Annotated in this window: 15 protein-coding genes and 8 tRNA genes; 20 read left to right on the top strand and 3 right to left on the bottom strand. The window is 43.8% G+C overall.

Translation table 11 applies throughout. From position 1 onward, the window contains the following. Positions 1–70 precede the first annotated feature (70 nt). From RTX25_RS13920 to RTX25_RS13860, 13 genes are all read left to right on the top strand, one after another. A tRNA-Gly gene (locus RTX25_RS13920) sits at positions 71–145 on the top strand. A 3-nt stretch (positions 146–148) separates the two neighbouring features. Further along, positions 149–225: transfer RNA gene (locus tag RTX25_RS13915), tRNA-Arg, on the top strand. Between the two features lie 5 nt (positions 226–230). Next, a tRNA-His gene (locus RTX25_RS13910) sits at positions 231–306 on the top strand. Between the two features lie 11 nt (positions 307–317). Further along, positions 318–392, top strand: a tRNA-Gln gene (locus RTX25_RS13905). Positions 393–409: 17 nt separating this feature from the next. Further along, positions 410–494, top strand: a tRNA-Leu gene (locus tag RTX25_RS13900). Positions 495–499: 5 nt separating this feature from the next. Beyond that, positions 500–574: transfer RNA gene (locus tag RTX25_RS13895), tRNA-Gly, on the top strand. 3 nt (positions 575–577) lie between these two features. Next, positions 578–651, top strand: a tRNA-Gly gene (locus tag RTX25_RS13890). 42 nt (positions 652–693) lie between these two features. Beyond that, a tRNA-Arg gene (locus RTX25_RS13885) sits at positions 694–770 on the top strand. A gap of 152 nt (positions 771–922) precedes the next feature. Then, complete coding sequence (locus RTX25_RS13880; RefSeq protein WP_312654513.1) at positions 923–1,444, top strand: NUDIX domain-containing protein; 522 nt, start codon at positions 923–925, stop codon at positions 1,442–1,444. 53 nt (positions 1,445–1,497) lie between these two features. After that, a complete protein-coding gene (locus tag RTX25_RS13875; RefSeq protein ID WP_312654512.1) occupies positions 1,498–2,697 on the top strand; it encodes an FAD-dependent oxidoreductase in 1,200 nt (399 codons plus the stop codon). Positions 2,698–2,946: 249 nt separating this feature from the next. After that, complete coding sequence (locus RTX25_RS13870; protein WP_312654511.1) at positions 2,947–4,161, top strand: dicarboxylate/amino acid:cation symporter; 1,215 nt, start codon at positions 2,947–2,949, stop codon at positions 4,159–4,161. A gap of 236 nt (positions 4,162–4,397) precedes the next feature. After that, on the top strand, positions 4,398–5,198 hold the full coding sequence (gene proB / locus RTX25_RS13865) for a glutamate 5-kinase (protein ID WP_312654510.1): 801 nt from the start codon (positions 4,398–4,400) through the stop codon (positions 5,196–5,198). Then, the gene (locus tag RTX25_RS13860; protein WP_312654509.1) at positions 5,195–6,436 is read left to right on the top strand and encodes a glutamate-5-semialdehyde dehydrogenase; all 1,242 of its coding nucleotides are present in this window, start codon (positions 5,195–5,197) and stop codon (positions 6,434–6,436) included. Before proB ends, RTX25_RS13860 begins: the two co-directional genes overlap by 4 nt. A gap of 50 nt (positions 6,437–6,486) precedes the next feature. On the opposite strand, the gene RTX25_RS13855 is transcribed toward RTX25_RS13860, so the two are convergent. Beyond that, complete coding sequence (locus RTX25_RS13855) at positions 6,487–6,732, bottom strand: hypothetical protein (protein ID WP_312654508.1); 246 nt, start codon at positions 6,730–6,732, stop codon at positions 6,487–6,489. A 248-nt stretch (positions 6,733–6,980) separates the two neighbouring features. Here RTX25_RS13855 and RTX25_RS13850 point away from each other — a divergent pair, with 248 nt between their 5' ends. The 4 genes from RTX25_RS13850 (at position 6,981) to RTX25_RS13835 (ending at position 10,152) form a co-directional block, all read left to right on the top strand. Next, on the top strand, positions 6,981–7,232 hold the full coding sequence (locus RTX25_RS13850; protein WP_312654507.1) for a DUF1858 domain-containing protein: 252 nt from the start codon (positions 6,981–6,983) through the stop codon (positions 7,230–7,232). Then, positions 7,229–8,470, top strand: coding sequence for a DUF438 domain-containing protein (locus RTX25_RS13845; RefSeq protein WP_312654506.1), 1,242 nt, complete (start codon positions 7,229–7,231; stop codon positions 8,468–8,470). The genes RTX25_RS13850 and RTX25_RS13845 overlap by 4 nt, the downstream gene beginning before the upstream one ends. A gap of 399 nt (positions 8,471–8,869) precedes the next feature. After that, a complete protein-coding gene (locus RTX25_RS13840) occupies positions 8,870–9,658 on the top strand; it encodes a thymidylate synthase (RefSeq protein WP_312654505.1) in 789 nt (262 codons plus the stop codon). Beyond that, the gene (locus RTX25_RS13835; protein WP_312654504.1) at positions 9,658–10,152 is read left to right on the top strand and encodes a dihydrofolate reductase; all 495 of its coding nucleotides are present in this window, start codon (positions 9,658–9,660) and stop codon (positions 10,150–10,152) included. Before RTX25_RS13840 ends, RTX25_RS13835 begins: the two co-directional genes overlap by 1 nt. Positions 10,153–10,226: 74 nt before the next feature. On the opposite strand, the gene RTX25_RS13830 is transcribed toward RTX25_RS13835, so the two are convergent. Both RTX25_RS13830 and RTX25_RS13825 read right to left on the bottom strand, forming a co-directional pair. Then, positions 10,227–11,444, bottom strand: a complete 1,218-nt coding sequence (locus tag RTX25_RS13830) for an SLC45 family MFS transporter (protein WP_312654503.1) — start codon at positions 11,442–11,444, stop codon at positions 10,227–10,229. Positions 11,445–11,448: 4 nt separating this feature from the next. Then, positions 11,449–12,168 carry a glycerophosphodiester phosphodiesterase gene (locus tag RTX25_RS13825; protein ID WP_312654502.1) on the bottom strand — a complete coding sequence of 240 codons (720 nt, stop codon included), beginning with the start codon at positions 12,166–12,168 and terminating at the stop codon, positions 11,449–11,451. A gap of 236 nt (positions 12,169–12,404) precedes the next feature. Between RTX25_RS13825 and RTX25_RS13820 the strand changes: the two genes are divergently transcribed. The 3 genes from RTX25_RS13820 to RTX25_RS13810 are packed head-to-tail and all read left to right on the top strand — an operon-like array spanning position 12,405 to position 15,213. Beyond that, entirely contained in the window at positions 12,405–14,135 is a 1,731-nt protein-coding gene (locus tag RTX25_RS13820; protein ID WP_312654501.1) for an ABC transporter ATP-binding protein, read from the top strand. Between the two features lie 18 nt (positions 14,136–14,153). Then, complete coding sequence (locus tag RTX25_RS13815) at positions 14,154–14,708, top strand: chromate transporter (protein WP_312654500.1); 555 nt, start codon at positions 14,154–14,156, stop codon at positions 14,706–14,708. Further along, the gene (locus tag RTX25_RS13810) at positions 14,692–15,213 is read left to right on the top strand and encodes a chromate transporter (protein WP_312654499.1); all 522 of its coding nucleotides are present in this window, start codon (positions 14,692–14,694) and stop codon (positions 15,211–15,213) included. Before RTX25_RS13815 ends, RTX25_RS13810 begins: the two co-directional genes overlap by 17 nt. Positions 15,214–15,587: the final 374 nt, after the last annotated feature.

Here is a 15,587-nt window from a genome sequence, read left to right as displayed (position 1 = left end):
GTGCTTTGGGAGCATGAGGTCGCAGGTTCAATCCCTGTCACCCCGACCATTTATAAGATATCTCTATCGTGCGGGAGTGGCTCAGTGGTAGAGCGTCACCTTGCCAAGGTGAACGTCGCGAGTTCGAATCTCGTCTTCCGCTCCATTTGCGTCTTTAGCTCAGCTGGATAGAGCAACGCCCTTCTAAGGCGTGGGCCAGGAGTTCGAATCTCTTAAGACGCACCATTATGGTGGACGTAGTTCAGTTGGTAGAGCGCCAGATTGTGATTCTGGTTGTCGTGGGTTCGAGTCCCATCGTTCACCCCATTATTTTCTGATGGGATATCGCCAAGTGGTAAGGCACCAGACTTTGACTCTGGCATTCGTTGGTTCGAATCCAGCTATCCCAGCCAATTAAATACTTGATCATGCAGATGTGGCGAAATTGGCAGACGCACTAGACTTAGGATCTAGCGCCGAGAGGCATGGGGGTTCGACTCCCTTCATCTGCACCAAATCAGCGGGAGTGGCTCAGTGGTAGAGCGTCACCTTGCCAAGGTGAACGTCGCGAGTTCGAATCTCGTCTTCCGCTCCATTTGCGGGTGTAGTTCAATGGTAGAACTCCAGCCTTCCAAGCTGGTCGTGAGGGTTCGATTCCCTTCACCCGCTCCATTAAACCTGCTGGATGCAGGTTTTTTTCATATCACAGACTAAGCCTCATTAGCTCAGATGGATAGAGTACTGGTCTTCGAAACCATTGGTCGGGCGTTCGAGTCGCCCATGGGGCACCATAATCATTATTGAAGAAACCCGGTTAAGGTATGTATGTGCCTTAAGCGGGTTTTTTCGATCTTAAACTGCTCGATCGGATCTCTTTTAGACTGAACGTTCTGATGATACAATTGAAGTATGGAAATCAGACAGAAATCAGATGGAGGATATTATGGAGTTTGATCTGCTTATCGGAATGGGAAAAGAGGAAGTGCAAAATAGAAAGGTGTATCGTCGTGAAGCAGTACGGGCAGTCCTTATGGATAAGGACATGATCTTCATGGTCCGTACGGTGAACGGGGACTTCAAATTCCCGGGCGGCGGTATCGAACCCGGGGAAACACATGAAGATACCCTTAGACGGGAGCTTCTGGAAGAAACCGGATGTGAGATGAAAAGATTCGAAAAAAAGCTGGGTCAGATTACAGAACGAAGAGCCGACTTCATGCAGCCGGATGACGTTTTTGAAATGGTCTCCCACTACTATCTCTGTGAAGGTGCGGAAAATGTATGTGCACCGAGTCTCAGCGACTACGAAGAGGAACTCTGCCTGACCCCCGAATGGGTGAGTGTGGAAGAAGCTTACAGGAATAATGAGAGAATCCTGACAGAAGATCCGAAAAGCAGAGAGTGGATGAAAAGAGAAGCGACTGTCCTTGGCATCCTCTATAACCATCAGAACGAACTTAGATAGAAGTATAATCTTTCATTAAGGATCAGCAGCTTACAGCAAGGAGAAGATTTCGGATGAGGAAGCTTATAAACGGAATGACATACTGGGATAAGAAAGACAATCCTTTTGATCTTACGCCTCTGAGAGAGGATATTGAAACAGATGTCCTCATCATCGGAACTGGAATGTCAGGTACTCTAAGCGCCTATATGCTTAGTCAGGTGGAAGGTCTCAAAATTGTTATGGCAGATGCGAAAAATATCGCTGAAGGCAGCAGCAGTGCCAATACGGGGCTTCTGCAGGTCATGAGCGACACCATGCTGTCGGAATTCATTGATAAGATCGGAGAGGAGAAAGCCAGGAGCTTCCATAAGATGTGCGAAGCTGCTCTTGATGATCTTTTTAAAATCGACGAAAGGCTTGGACTGGATAATCTGCGCAGAAGAAAGAGTCTGTACTGCGCTTCAACGCCCGAGGATGTGGAAAAAATCAAAAAAGAATATGAAGCGCAGAGGATTCAGGGAATGAGCGTATCTTACCTTACTGAAGAGGAAGCGCTCAGAATGTACAGGGTGAAGTGTCCCTGTGCACTACTTACAGAAGGGGATGCAGATATGGATCCTGTGGCTTTCATAAGAGGCGTGACGAAACATAATCTCAAGGAAGGGGTCACCATCTATCCGAATACCGAGATTGATCTGGATTCGGTGAAAGAGAACACAATCCAGACATTCACAGGACATACCATCTCATTCAGGTACTGCATCTTTGCGACAGGCTATGCGAAGAAATACAATCTGGTCAGAGACATGATCAGCATAAGCAGGACCTATGTACTTGTGTCCACTCCACTAAAGCATGAGCCCTGGCCTGAAGAGGTCATGATCTGGGAAACGAAAGATCCTTATCTGTATCTTCGGACAAGCAAGGATAGAAGAATCATAGCTGGGGGCCTTGATGAGGATGTGGACGAGGTGATGAATGATGAGGTCTACATCGAAAGAAAAATGGAAGAGCTTAAGAAAGATGTATCGGCCATGATGGCAGATGAGCTTCTGCTGGATGTGGATCACAGCTATAATGCTCTTTTTGGACGAGTAAAAGACGGACTTCCGCTTTTAGGTGCAGACCCTACAAAGTCCAATCATTTCTATATTCTGGGTTATGAAGGGAACGGGACAGTATACAGCATGGCTGGTGCAAAGATAATTCAGAATCTCATTAAGGGAGAACGGGATCCATTTCGGGAAATAGTAAAACTGGACAGAGAATAAAAGAGAAAGATATGGAAGAGCAGAGAGTGATGTGCTATTCCCTATCTTTTTTTCTTTCCCTAAATGTTTCCAAAAAGTAAACATAAAGTGTAAAAAGCTATTGCCAAACCCCATTTGGGTAGCGTATAATCAAAACATTCTCGTTGTGAATACACTTGTATTAGGCGGAAGGACATATCAATAAAAAAGCCTTTGACCAGCATAGTGTGTTGCGGAGTATATCAGAGGCCAAACTAGGGGGAAACCATCATGACAAAGAAAAAACTGGGACTTGTCCCGAAACTCATCATCGCCATTATTCTCGGTATTCTGGTGGGGCAGATGAAATTTCTGCCGGAGGCTTTGCTCAGAATACCGGTTACTTTTTCAGGGATCTTCAGTTCGCTTCTGGCCTTCATCATTCCGCTCATGATTCTTGGATACGTCATCATCGGTATTGCGGATCTTACAGAAGGGGCTGGAAAGCTTCTTGGTGTGACCACAATCATCGCCTACAGCTCCACACTTGTGGCAGGAACCTTAGCCTATATTGTGGCATCGGCTTTCTTTCCTTCATTCATCAGTCCGGAACTTGTTGAAAAAATCAGTGAGTCGGGCAGCGGCCTGACTACGCTCTTCTCCATTCCGCTCAGTCCTATGCTTGATGTGACTGCAGCTATCGTATTTTCCTTCATGTTCGGAATCGGCATCTCCTACCTGAGAGGAAAAGGGCAGGGACAGATGATGTACGGCTTCTTCAAGGATTTCAGCGAAATCATCACGAAGCTTCTGAATTCACTCATCATCCCGGGTCTTCCGATATACATCTTCGGTAACTTCATGAATCTCAGTTACTCAGGAGCAGTATTCTCGGTGCTTTCCATCTTCTGGAAAGTATTTGTCGTGGTCATTCTCCTGCATCTATCCTACGTGAGCGTCATGTTCTTTGCAGCAGGTTCCTTCACAAAGAAGAACCCTCTGACACTGATAAAGAATCAGATACCCGGTTATGTTACAGCCATCGGTACCCAATCTTCTGCAGCGACCATTCCCGTCAACGTGGAATGTGCAAGAAAGAACGGGGTATCCAAGGAAATCCGAGATTTCGTCGTGCCACTTTGTGCAACGATTCATCTTGCCGGAAGCATCATCACCATAACAAGCTGCGTCACGGCTGTACTTCTCATGTATGGTCTTCCTCATGGTTTCGGACTTATGGCAGGATTCATCGCCATGCTTGGCGTGGCTATGGTCGCAGCACCAGGAGCTCCTGGTGGAGCCATCATGAGCGCATTGCCGTTCCTGACCATAGTGGGAATCGATCCGACAGGTACGATCGGTCAGCTGCTTGTCACACTGTATCTGACTCAGGACAGCTTCGGTACCGCAGCCAATGTTTCCGGTGACAATGCCATTGCAGTGGTCGTTGATGAAATCTATCACAAATATATCGTAAAGAGACCAAGAAGCGAGGAGATCGTTTAAGAGACGCTGTAGAAGACATCTTGTGAAAATGAGATGTCTTCTTTCACTTCACTGAAGAACAGGGAAAAGAAGGGATATATAAATTGCAGTTTTACAGGGCAAACATTGCCGTTCATAAGACTTTGAATCGTTTACTGCCTTCATTTCCGGAATAATGCGCAAAATGACTTGATTATTGCAGTCAGTAAATTTAGAATAAGTAAAACGTAAGAAAACAGAGTGAGGATGGATGAGAGATGGAAAGAGAAGAGCTTAGGGGAATAAAAAGGGTCGTGATCAAGGTGGGCACATCGACCATCGCCCATGAAAGCGGTCTCATCAATATCTATCGAATGGAACATCTGGCAAGGATGCTCTCCGACATCAAAAATAGAGGATATGAAGTTGTCCTTGTTTCCTCCGGGGCCATCGGAGTGGGCGCTCAGAGGATGCATCTTAGTGAAAGACCAAGGGATATTCAGGGCAAGCAGGCTGCTGCTGCGGTAGGTCAGGTTGTGCTTATGAACATGTATCAGAAGTTCTTCCATGAATACAACTATCAGGTGGCACAGATTCTTGTCACAAAGCAGGTCGAGACGGATAAGCTCATGAAATATCATGCGAAGAACACTTTCGGAGAACTTTTGAGAAACCACATCATTCCCATCGTCAACGAGAACGACACCATCTCCACGGATGAAATCATATTTGGAGACAATGATACGTTGTCTGCGGTTGTTGCAGGTCTTGTGGATGCAGATCTTCTGATTCTTTTATCGGATATCGACGGACTATATACGGACGACCCCAAACTCAATCCGGATGCTGAGCTCATGGATAAGGTTCTAAAAATTGACGATCAGATTGAGTCCATTGCCAAGGACTCGTCCACTAAACTGGGGACCGGGGGAATGATCACGAAAATCAAAGCGGCAAAATATGCCACAAAAAGAGGCATCCATGTGGTTCTTGCTAATGGAAGCAGTAACGAAGCCATTGAAAAAATCCTTAACGGGGATAAAGTGGGGACATTATTTGTAGGAGGAGAAAAAAGATGATTCAGGAAATCGGAATAAGCGCCAAGAAGGCCGCAAGAGAACTTTCAAGGCTCGGCACCACTGAGAAGAATCTGATTCTTCATACACTGGGTGAAAATCTCGTAAAGAGAAAAAATGAAATTATTGCCGCGAATGAGGCGGATCTTGCAAAAGGCAAGGAAAACGGCCTCTCAGAAGCACTAATGGATAGACTTCTTCTCAATGAAGGAAGGATTCTCTCCATGAAAGATGGCCTTTCCATTGTGGAAAAGCTTGAAGACCCTGTGGGTGAAATCTCCGAGATGAAAACCCTGGCCAATGGACTGAAGGTAGGTAAAAAGAGTGTACCGCTTGGTGTTGTAGGCATTATCTACGAATCAAGACCCAATGTGACCATAGATACAGCTGCGCTATGTCTTAAATCCTCCAATGCGCTGATCTTAAGAGGGGGTAAAGAAGCGATTACATCCAATAAGATTCTGGTCGCAATCATACAGGACACACTGAAGGAGCTGGGACATGATCCTCATATGGTACAGCTTATCGAAGATCTCTCCTATGAGGTAGCAGGAGAATTCATGAGAATGAATGAATATCTGGATGTCCTCATACCAAGAGGCAGTGCGAAGCTGATTCAGAGAGTGGTGAAAGAGGCGACAGTCCCCGTAATCGAAACCGGTGTGGGCAACTGTCATGTCTATGTGGATGAAACTGCCGATTTTGATATGGCGATTGAAATCATCATAAATGCCAAAACCCAGAGAACCGGAGTATGCAATGCAATGGAATCTCTCCTCGTTCAGGACAGTGTCGCTGATAAGTTCCTGCCTCTTCTTCATGAGAGGATCAGGCCTTACGGTGTAAAGGTGATGGCGGATGAGCGTGCGAGAAAGATCATTCCGGAGTTCAAGGAAGCAAATGAAGAAGATTATGCGACAGAATATCTGGACCTTGCCATGTCACTTAAGACGGTGAAGGATCTTGATGAAGCCATGGACCATATCGAAAAGTACGGGACAGGACATTCGGAAGCCATCATTACAAAGGACTACGACCGTGCCATGAGGTTTCTGGATGAAGTGGATGCTGCAGCAGTATATGTCAATGCTTCCACCAGATTTACAGACGGTTCGGAAATGGGCATGGGCGCAGAGATGGGGATATCCACTCAGAAGCTTCATGCAAGAGGACCAGTTGGGCTAAAAGAGCTGACCACAACCAAATACATCATATTCGGAAACGGTCAGATCAGAAAGTGAATAAAATCCCTGAAGGAGAATAATCTCTCTCTTCAGGGATTTCTTATTTTCTAGCTGAGGGCTTTCAATCGATTGAATTCCTTGTCTTTCAGAATCCTTCTTGCAGATTCTTTAAGGTAGTCTGAGTCTGGCATCAGTCCATGATCGATGAGTCTGATGAGCTGGATTGCCCCCTGGAGTGAGGACAGATGAGAATGTTCACTGTAGTTTCTGGTATATTTTCTTACGATGATGTAAGATGACTGACCTATCTGAAGGACTTTGAATCTCCTGTGATAGAATACTACTCTCGACATTATGATTCCTCCTTAATTATCTAAATATTCAATCTATATTTATATTATAATAGACTTTGGGCTGAAAGTGGTTAAGAACAGGTAAAAAAATCGAGAAAAATATCGAAATTTTTATTTCCAAATCCCGAGTAAAATGGTATGATTTATGTGTTGTGAAGATTTAATTTAATAATTTTGATTTAGGTCAAAGTTTTAGCAATGAACATCATATTACAATAGAGCCATAGTTAAGTAGGAGTTGATTGATTTTGACCATTGATATAAACGACAGTATTCTGGATATTGTCACAAAATGTCCTGAAGCTACAGAGGCACTGAAAGATCTCGGATTTGATAAAATCGTTAATCCCGTCATGCTGAAAACCATGGGTAAGATCATGACGCTGCCGAAGGCTTCAGCTGCTAAGGGAATACCTATGGAGAACATCATTGAAGCTTTTCGGAATAGAGAAATCACTATTACAGTCTCAGAAGAGACGAAACAGGTGGAGGGAATATGAGCAACGTAATCAATAACAGAGAAATGAGCGACACCAACAGAAACAAGAGACAGGAACTTCTAAAGGGAATGATTCTCAAGCTGCATGAGGGAGTATCTCCAGATGTGGTGAAAGAAGAATTCAGGGCCAACTTCCAGGGCGTATCTTCCTATGAGATTTCTCAGATGGAGCAGAACCTCATAGCGGAAGGAATGACCGTTGAAGAAATCCAGAACCTTTGTGATGTCCATGCGGATATCTTCAAGGGATCAGTAGATGAAGTCCATACAAGAAGCAAAGAAGAGGAAAGCATCGGACACCCTGTAAGAGTTCTTAGAGAAGAGAACTACGCGCTGACCAGTCTTCTTGATGAGGATATCATGCCGAAAATGGATGCTTTCATCAATCACCCGGAAGCTCCTGTGAAGAACCTTCTTCTGCAGGACATGAATATGCTCTGGGATATCGACAAGCATTATTCAAGAAAGGAAAACATCATTTTCCCGTACATGGAAAAGTATGGTATGAGTGCACCGCCAAAGGTTATGTGGGGTGTGGATGATGAAATCCGTGCTGAAATCAAAGCGGTCAAGCAGATGATTATAGATGAAGACCGTGAAGGGCTCCGTGAAAGAGCCAATCCCCTTATTGTCAGAATCAAGGAGATGATCTTCAAGGAAGAGCAGATTCTGATTCCTATGATCCTGGATAAATTCACTGAAGACGAGTGGCTGGAAATTGCAGACGACAGTGAAGAAGTCGGATACTGCCTTGTTTCTCCGGAAGGGAAATGGACACCGGACAGAGTATCTTTCATCGGAGGAATCACAAAGAAGAAGGAAGAGACTCCAGAAGGAAATGTCAGATTCGGCATAGGATTCCTTACCGTCAAGGAACTTGAAAAAGTTCTGAATGCACTTCCTGTGGATGTCACATTCATTGATGAGAAGGATACGGTCAAGTATTTCAATCTTGCGAAAGAAAGAATCTTTGCAAGAACCAAGTCTGTCATAGGAAGAACCGTACAGAACTGTCATCCGCCACAGAGTGTAGGAACAGTTGAAAAGCTTCTGGCTGATTTCAAGGCTGGAATAAAAGATGAGGAAAGCTTCTGGATCAATTCCAGAGGAATGTTCATCCTGATCAACTACTATGCGATCAGAGACGACAACGGCAAATACATGGGGACACTTGAAGTGACCCAGAACGTCAAAGGCATCAGAGAGCTGGAAGGCGAAAAGAGAATACTGGCAGACTAGGCCTATTTTAGCTGTCAGAAGGAAAAGCTAACTCGTACCCCTTAATATAGCAAATACGGAAATTTACAGCCGAGCATTAAGTTGCCCGGCTGTTTTTCTTTCTATAGAATGTAGGAGTCAGATGCCGCTGAAACGACTTTACAATTATAAAATGATGAAATCATGGATAAGAGTTTCCAGCACAAAGGTTCCATCACGTGAATATAATAAATGATGCCAGAAACATACTGGAATTCATCGTTATACTGCCGGATTCACTTTTGAAAGAATGTTGAATCGGGGGGGATTCTACTGTAAGATTAGTGTTAACAAATAGCGACATTCAGCGTCATTTAGGTTGCTATAGCGACAATAAGTAAAATAAATAATTAGAAACGGGTTTAGCAGGAGGTTTTCAATATGAATAATGCAGACAGACAGTATCTGGATATGGTGAAAGATATTCTGGATCACGGTTACTACGACAACAACCGGACAGGTGTAAGTACATATAAGCTCCCCCATAAAATCATGCAGTTTGACCTTGAGAAAGGATTTCCGATTCTGACCTCAAAGTTTGTGGGGTTCAAGACTGCAGTCAAGGAACTTCTATGGATCTACAGAGATCAGAGTAATTCTGTCCTGAAGCTCCAGGAGGAGAATGTGCATATCTGGGATGAGTGGATGAAGGAAGACGGAACAATCGGTACATCCTACGGCTGGGTGGTCAAGGAATACAATCAGGTGGACAGACTCATTCATAGCCTGAAAAACAATCCTCAGGACAGAAGGATGATCATGAGCCTCTGGCAGATTCCTCATCTTGACGGCGGATCGCTCTACCCTTGTGCATTCATGACCATGTGGGATGTGACGGACAACAGGCTGAACTGCATGCTGGTTCAACGATCAGGAGATGTGCCGCTGGGTATTCCGTTCAACATGACGCAGTACGCTGTACTTGTGCATCTCATCGCAAAGGTGACGGGGTATGAACCTGGGCTGTTCACCCATGTCATAAACAATGCCCATATCTATGAAAATCAGATAGAAGGGATGAAAGAGCAGCTTTCAAGAGAAGAGGCACCTAATCCGCCTAAGCTCTGGATCAATCCTGAAATCAACGATTTCTATGACTTTACAATAGATGACATCAAGCTGGAAGGTTATGAGCACTTGGGTAAGATTAAAATGGAGGTGTCGGTATAATGTTCAGTCTCATCGTAGCAGCAACAAAAGATGGCGTAATCGGAAAGAACGGGGATCTTCCCTGGAGAATACCCAGCGATCTCAGCTATTTCAAACGCATGACCATGGGAAAGAAAATGATTATGGGCAGAAGAACATTTGAAAGTCTTCCCGGGATGCTGAAGGGCAGAGAACTGATTGTTCTCACAAGAAGTGAGGAATATAAAGTACCTGATGGCGTAAAACTGATCCATAGTCTTGAGGATGTACTGGACTACGAAAACCTTGATGAAGAAGTATTCATCATAGGCGGTGGTGAGATTTTCAGAAAGTTTATTCCGAAATGCAATAAACTCTACATCACATGGGTGAACAGGTCTTTCGAAGGAGACACCTATTTCCCGCTGGAGATGATTGAGGGGTTCAAGGAAGTGAGCCGAGAAGATGCGACCGATGAAGTGTCGGGCATCTCCGTCAGCTTTACAGTGTATGAAAGATCTGCTGAACATAATTAGGTGAAAGAGAAATGCCCATTACGAGTTTTATCGTAATGGGCATTTTCAGTTATCTGGAAGCATTATTCTAAACTCTACTGAGTGTTCTCCACTCTTTTGTCATGTACCCTGCTGATGAAGACAAATGCCAGGGCAAAGAAGAATGCGCCATAGGCAAAGACAATCTGGTAACCGATGAGATCGATCAGACCCCCTAGAAGTGGTGGGGATATGATGTTCGCAATGGATGAAAACAGGTAGTAGACTCCTGTGTAGGTTCCGAGTAGTCCCACTGGACTCATATCTGCAACCAGAGGATAGGAATTGATGTTTATGGAAGCCCAGGAAAAACCGATACCGAGGAAGAGGATTCTCATAAAGAGAAGCATATTATCTGTACCCGGCTTTATAAAGAACACACCCAGCATGAGAATGACTGCACCGATGATGCCGATTCTGATGGTATTCTTCTTTCCGATCTTCGTTCCGATGAGTCCTGCCGGAATCGCAAAGATAAGGAAGCTTAGTGAAATGAAGGATAAGGTCAGCGTCGCATCGGAAGGTTTTATGCCAAGATAACTCACACCGTATTTTGTGAAGAAAGTTTCGACTCCATTGAAGCCGATGAACCAGCTGCAGATGGCAAGGAGAAGATATCTTGTGCTTTTGTCTCTCAGTGCAATGGACAGGCCTTCTGAAAGATTTCTCTTCTCTTCAGCAGCTTCGTAATGAAGGACGTCTCTTTGTTCTTTGATTCTTGTGAAAAGGACTATGAAGGAGAAGACGATAAGTGTTGCAGAGAGGATAAAAGGATATCCTTCGTTGAGCTCATATAATTTTCCACCGATGAAATACGCTATGAGTGAACCAACGCCACCCATGAAGTTGATGATGGAATTGGATTTTGAGCGGTGCTGCTTTGCCGTGATGTCTGGCATGAGCGCAATGACCGGTGAGCGGTAGATGCTCATGGAAAGGTTCATGAAGAGCAGGGCAAATATAAGAGATGCCAGGCTCTTGGTATTTGGAATGAGGAACATGAACAAAGCTGCAAGAGGCATACCGATCATGATGAAAGGCATTCTGCGGCCGAATCTTGTCTTGATCTTGTCTGAATAGAACCCTACCGTAGGCTGGATGAAGAGTGCAAGATAATTGTCTATGGTCATGATGAATCCTATGAGTGCGGCGCTCTTCAGATAGTTGCCGAGAAGCAGGGGCATGAATGCGTTATATACGCTCCATGTGATGCTGATGGCAAAAAAACCGAAGCCTAAGATAAAGGTCTTTTTATAGTTGAGTTTATTTTCCATGTGCTCAGCTCCTTATGCTTTTGATGAGAACTTCAGGATAATCAGTGATGACTGCGTCGACGCCTATGCTTTTCAGATATTCTGCAGTTTCTTTATCGTTCACTGTCCAGAGATTGACGCCGATCCCCTTTTTGTGGCATTCTTCGATGATGGACTGCTCTACTGATTTATAGTAGGGATGGATATAGTCCGCGCCGAAGGTCCGGGCATAGTTATAGGGCTCAAAGATACCTTCTTCATAGAGTGGAGCGACTTTAGCGCTCATATCAAGTCCTTTCAACCTGGCGAGGGAATAGTGGTTGAAACTGGAGAAAATGACCCTCTCCATGAAACCCCTTGATTTTATGGTTTCCAGGAGCTTTTCTTCGATTCCGGGATAGAGTACAAAGCCCATCTTGATTTCGATGTTGAGGACCATCTCTGTTCCTTCGAGAAGATCAAGAAGGCTGTCCAGTGTAGGAATCTTCTCTCCTTTAAACTCTTCACCTTTCCAGAGTCCGAAATCGAATTTCTGAAGCTCTTCGTAGGTCATGTCCTTCACCATACCTGTACCATCAGATACCCGGCTGATTTCCTCATCATGGGTGATGACGAGTATTCCGTCCTTTGTGAGATGTATATCGGTCTCTATTCCGTCGGCGCCCAATTCTACAGCCGAACGGAATGAGATCATTGTATTTTCTGGATAGACAGAGGAGTTTCCTCTATGTGCAAATATATGCATAATAACCTCCATTTTTAGGTCGAAGACCCATTTTGTTTATAGTTAAATTATACTAGTTTTGGTATTAATTTGTTATATTTACTTTGTCGATTATGCCCTTCTTTAGAAATAGCCTCACCTCAAGTTGAGATATGAGGAAAACCAGAACAGATTTTTCCGGATTCCCACAAATAAAAATCTGATTTGTTATAATTGAGTGTATCTAATAATTAATATAATGAAATGCAGGTGAAATCATGATAAAGCAGTTTATCGAATACTATAAGCCGCACAAATGGCTTTTTCTTCTAGATATGGTTGCAGCCACACTCATTGCTGCCACTGATCTGATCTTTCCTCAGATCACAAGAATATTCATTAATGAAATCATTCCGGACAATAACATCACACTTCTGATCAGAATATCCATCGCAATGGTATTTCTTTATATCTTCAGATTTGTTCTTGATTATATCGTCGGCTTCTATGGGCATCTTCTGGGTGTCAAAATGGAATATGATATGAGAAAAGATATGTTCAGTCATCTTCAGAAGCTCTCTTTTAAGTACTATGACGAAACCAAGACAGGTCATATCATGTCAAGACTCGTCAATGATCTCAATGAGATCTCGGAGCTTGCCCATCATGGCCCTGAAGATATCTTTATCTCCACTCTGATGCTTTTCGGATCTTTCTTCCTTCTTCTGGGCATCAATGTCAGACTGACACTGATCGTATTTACGGTAGTACCGTTTCTTGTACTGTTTGCAGTGTTCTATAACAGCAAGATGAGAAAAACCTTCAGACAGATGAGGGAAAAGCTTTCCGACATCAATGCCGGTCTTGAAGATTCCATATCAGGAGTAAGAGTAGTCAAGTCCTTCACCAATGAATCCTATGAAGAAAAGAAATTTGACATGGGAAATGACAGCTTTAAAGTTCTGAGAACGAAAAGCGTCAGATATCTGGGTATTTTCAGCGGAGGAATCAATTTCTTCTCCAACATACTGAATCTGACTACACTTTCATTCGGAGGATACTTCCTTTACCGAGGGGAAATCGATCTGGGCGATCTCTTTGCCTACATCATCTATATGGGGATCATCATACAGCCGGTAAAAAGGCTTGCGAACTTCGTGGAACAGTTTCAAAGAGGTATGGCAGGATTCAGGAGGTTTACTGAAGTCATGGCCATTACACCGGATATTGTAGACGAGCCGGATGCCGAGATTCTGAAAAACGTTGAGGGTAATGTAAAGTTTGAAAATGTAGGATTTTCCTATGGTGACCGTCAGGCTGTCCTTCGAAACATCAATCTTGAAGTTCCGGCCGGTCAGACTGTTGCAATCGTAGGGCCCAGCGGGGTGGGAAAGACCACCTTATGCAACCTCATTCCAAGATTTTATGAGCTGTCGGGTGGAAGCATCCTTATTGATGGCCATAATATTCAGAAGGTCACCATGGAAAGCCTGAGGGGAAATATCGGAATCGTCCAGCAGGATGTATTCCTCTTCAGCGGAACTGTATTTGAGAATATCCTCTACGGCAATCTTGAAGCAACAGAGGAGGAAGTCATTCAGGCAGCCAGAAAAGCCAATGCCTATGAATTCATCATGGAAATGCCTGAAGGGTTCCATACTTATATAGGAGAAAGAGGAGTCAAGCTTTCAGGAGGCCAGAAGCAGAGGCTCTCCATAGCCAGAATGTTTCTGAAAAATCCGCCGATCCTCATTCTGGATGAAGCGACTTCTTCACTGGACAACAAGAGTGAAGCGGTCATACAGGAATCCATCAATGAACTGGCGAAGGACAGAACCACATTCATCATCGCCCATAGAATGGCGACGATAAGAAATGCAGAAAGAATCATTGTTCTGACTGAAGAAGGAATAGAAGAAGAAGGAAATCATACCGAGCTGATGAAGATGCGTGGGGAGTATTTCAAGCTCTACAATTCACAGTTCAAAACCATCGAGATTTTCGATTAGAAAGGGTAAGGGGTAAATATGAAATTATTATTTGAAATGTTCGTCTCCTTTTTTAAGATCGGCGCTTTTACCATAGGTGGGGGCTATGCAATGCTCCCTCTTATACAGAGAGAAGTGGTGAACAGAAAAAAGTGGATCAAAGAGGAAGATTTTCTGGACATGGTGGTAGTGGCTCAGTCTGCACCGGGACCACTGGCGGTAAACATCAGTGTTTTCACCGGATATAAGATGATGGGGATTCCCGGAATCATTTTTACCGTGCTTGGTGCAACACTTCCCTCATTCATCATCATCATCCTTGTGGCTTCTGTATTTATAGGCATTGAATCCAATCCTATAGTCGAAAGAATATTCAAGGGAATAAGACCTGCTGTGGTTGCACTGATCGCAGTTCCTGTGATTAACCTCAGTAAAGCGGCGAAGGTAAACCGGAAGAATTTCCTTCTGCCTGCCGCTGTGGCTGTGCTTGTGGCATTTCTTAAGGTGAGTCCGGTCTATGTGATACTGTCACTTATGGTGATCGGTGTAGCAGCTGTTGTGATAAGGAGGAGAAAAAATGGAAGTCTTGATTAGTCTGTTTACAACCTTCTTTAAAATCGGACTGTTCAGTTTTGGTGGAGGATATGCTATGCTCCCAATGATTCAGAGAGAAGTCGTTGACATCAACGGATGGCTGACACGTGAATCCTTCCTGAACATCATCGGTATCAGTCAGGCTACACCTGGACCTATAGCCATCAATACTGCAACGTATGTGGGATATAAGACATCGGGCGTTGTGGGTTCGATGTTTGCAACCCTTGGTGTCATTATGCCGTCGGTCATCATTGTTTATATCATCGCAAGGCTTTTTATGAGATTCAAAGACGGAATCTATGTGCAGAGTGTCCTGAAGTTCATCAGACTAGGAGCCATCGGACTCATTGCTGCAGCTGCACTGTCTCTGATGGGCGATGTGTTTGTCAATATACAGAGCATACTGATCTTTGCAGCAGCATTCTTTGCCAGTTATAAACTGAAGATGGATCCTATTCTTATGATTGTTCTGGCCGGTTTCATCGGATTCCTCATTTTCTAGATCGAGCATCAGAATTTCTACTGCTCTAGAGCCGGTTCATCCGGTTCTATTTTTCTTTCGTGAAGAAGGTTTGAATATCAAATGAATAGACTGTTAACAAATCGAATTTTAATTGTAAATGAATTGTTAATCGTGTATGATTGTAGAACACGGTAAGGAAATATTAAGACCTGATTTCGTTTTATGTTGCGCCTCTAGCGGAATGTGAATTGTAGTAAATATACTAATTTTTATGAGAAATTAATACAAATTAGTTGTTGACACTTTGATGGATGCCGTGATATTATAGACAAGTCGCTTGAGACAAGTGATGAGAAAGAAAAACAAGTTCTTTGAAAATTAAACAGAATATAGGTAAAAAACAAAGTGAACTT

This window comes from Proteiniclasticum sp. (genome assembly GCF_032054185.1).
In the GTDB taxonomy this organism is placed as follows: Bacteria; Bacillota; Clostridia; order Clostridiales; family Clostridiaceae; genus Proteiniclasticum.
Note: the sequence above shows the minus strand (reverse complement) of the source record. Positions and strands in the feature narration are given on the sequence as shown.

What these genes read in the sequence shown, in the direction of transcription:
- RTX25_RS13810 (WP_312654499.1), top strand. Translation starts at nt 14,692, where the DNA reads ATGGAAGTCTTGATTAGTCTGTTTACAACCTTCTTTAAAATCGGACTG.
- RTX25_RS13835 (WP_312654504.1), top strand. Translation starts at nt 9,658, where the DNA reads ATGTTCAGTCTCATCGTAGCAGCAACAAAAGATGGCGTAATCGGAAAG.
- RTX25_RS13840 (WP_312654505.1), top strand. Translation starts at nt 8,870, where the DNA reads ATGAATAATGCAGACAGACAGTATCTGGATATGGTGAAAGATATTCTG.
- RTX25_RS13855 (WP_312654508.1), bottom strand. Translation starts at nt 6,732, where the DNA reads ATGTCGAGAGTAGTATTCTATCACAGGAGATTCAAAGTCCTTCAGATA.
- RTX25_RS13845 (WP_312654506.1), top strand. Translation starts at nt 7,229, where the DNA reads ATGAGCAACGTAATCAATAACAGAGAAATGAGCGACACCAACAGAAAC.
- RTX25_RS13870 (WP_312654511.1), top strand. Translation starts at nt 2,947, where the DNA reads ATGACAAAGAAAAAACTGGGACTTGTCCCGAAACTCATCATCGCCATT.
- RTX25_RS13875 (WP_312654512.1), top strand. Translation starts at nt 1,498, where the DNA reads ATGAGGAAGCTTATAAACGGAATGACATACTGGGATAAGAAAGACAAT.
- RTX25_RS13825 (WP_312654502.1), bottom strand. Translation starts at nt 12,168, where the DNA reads ATGCATATATTTGCACATAGAGGAAACTCCTCTGTCTATCCAGAAAAT.
- RTX25_RS13820 (WP_312654501.1), top strand. Translation starts at nt 12,405, where the DNA reads ATGATAAAGCAGTTTATCGAATACTATAAGCCGCACAAATGGCTTTTT.
- RTX25_RS13815 (WP_312654500.1), top strand. Translation starts at nt 14,154, where the DNA reads ATGAAATTATTATTTGAAATGTTCGTCTCCTTTTTTAAGATCGGCGCT.
- RTX25_RS13880 (WP_312654513.1), top strand. Translation starts at nt 923, where the DNA reads ATGGAGTTTGATCTGCTTATCGGAATGGGAAAAGAGGAAGTGCAAAAT.
- RTX25_RS13830 (WP_312654503.1), bottom strand. Translation starts at nt 11,444, where the DNA reads ATGGAAAATAAACTCAACTATAAAAAGACCTTTATCTTAGGCTTCGGT.
- RTX25_RS13860 (WP_312654509.1), top strand. Translation starts at nt 5,195, where the DNA reads ATGATTCAGGAAATCGGAATAAGCGCCAAGAAGGCCGCAAGAGAACTT.
- proB (WP_312654510.1), top strand. Translation starts at nt 4,398, where the DNA reads ATGGAAAGAGAAGAGCTTAGGGGAATAAAAAGGGTCGTGATCAAGGTG.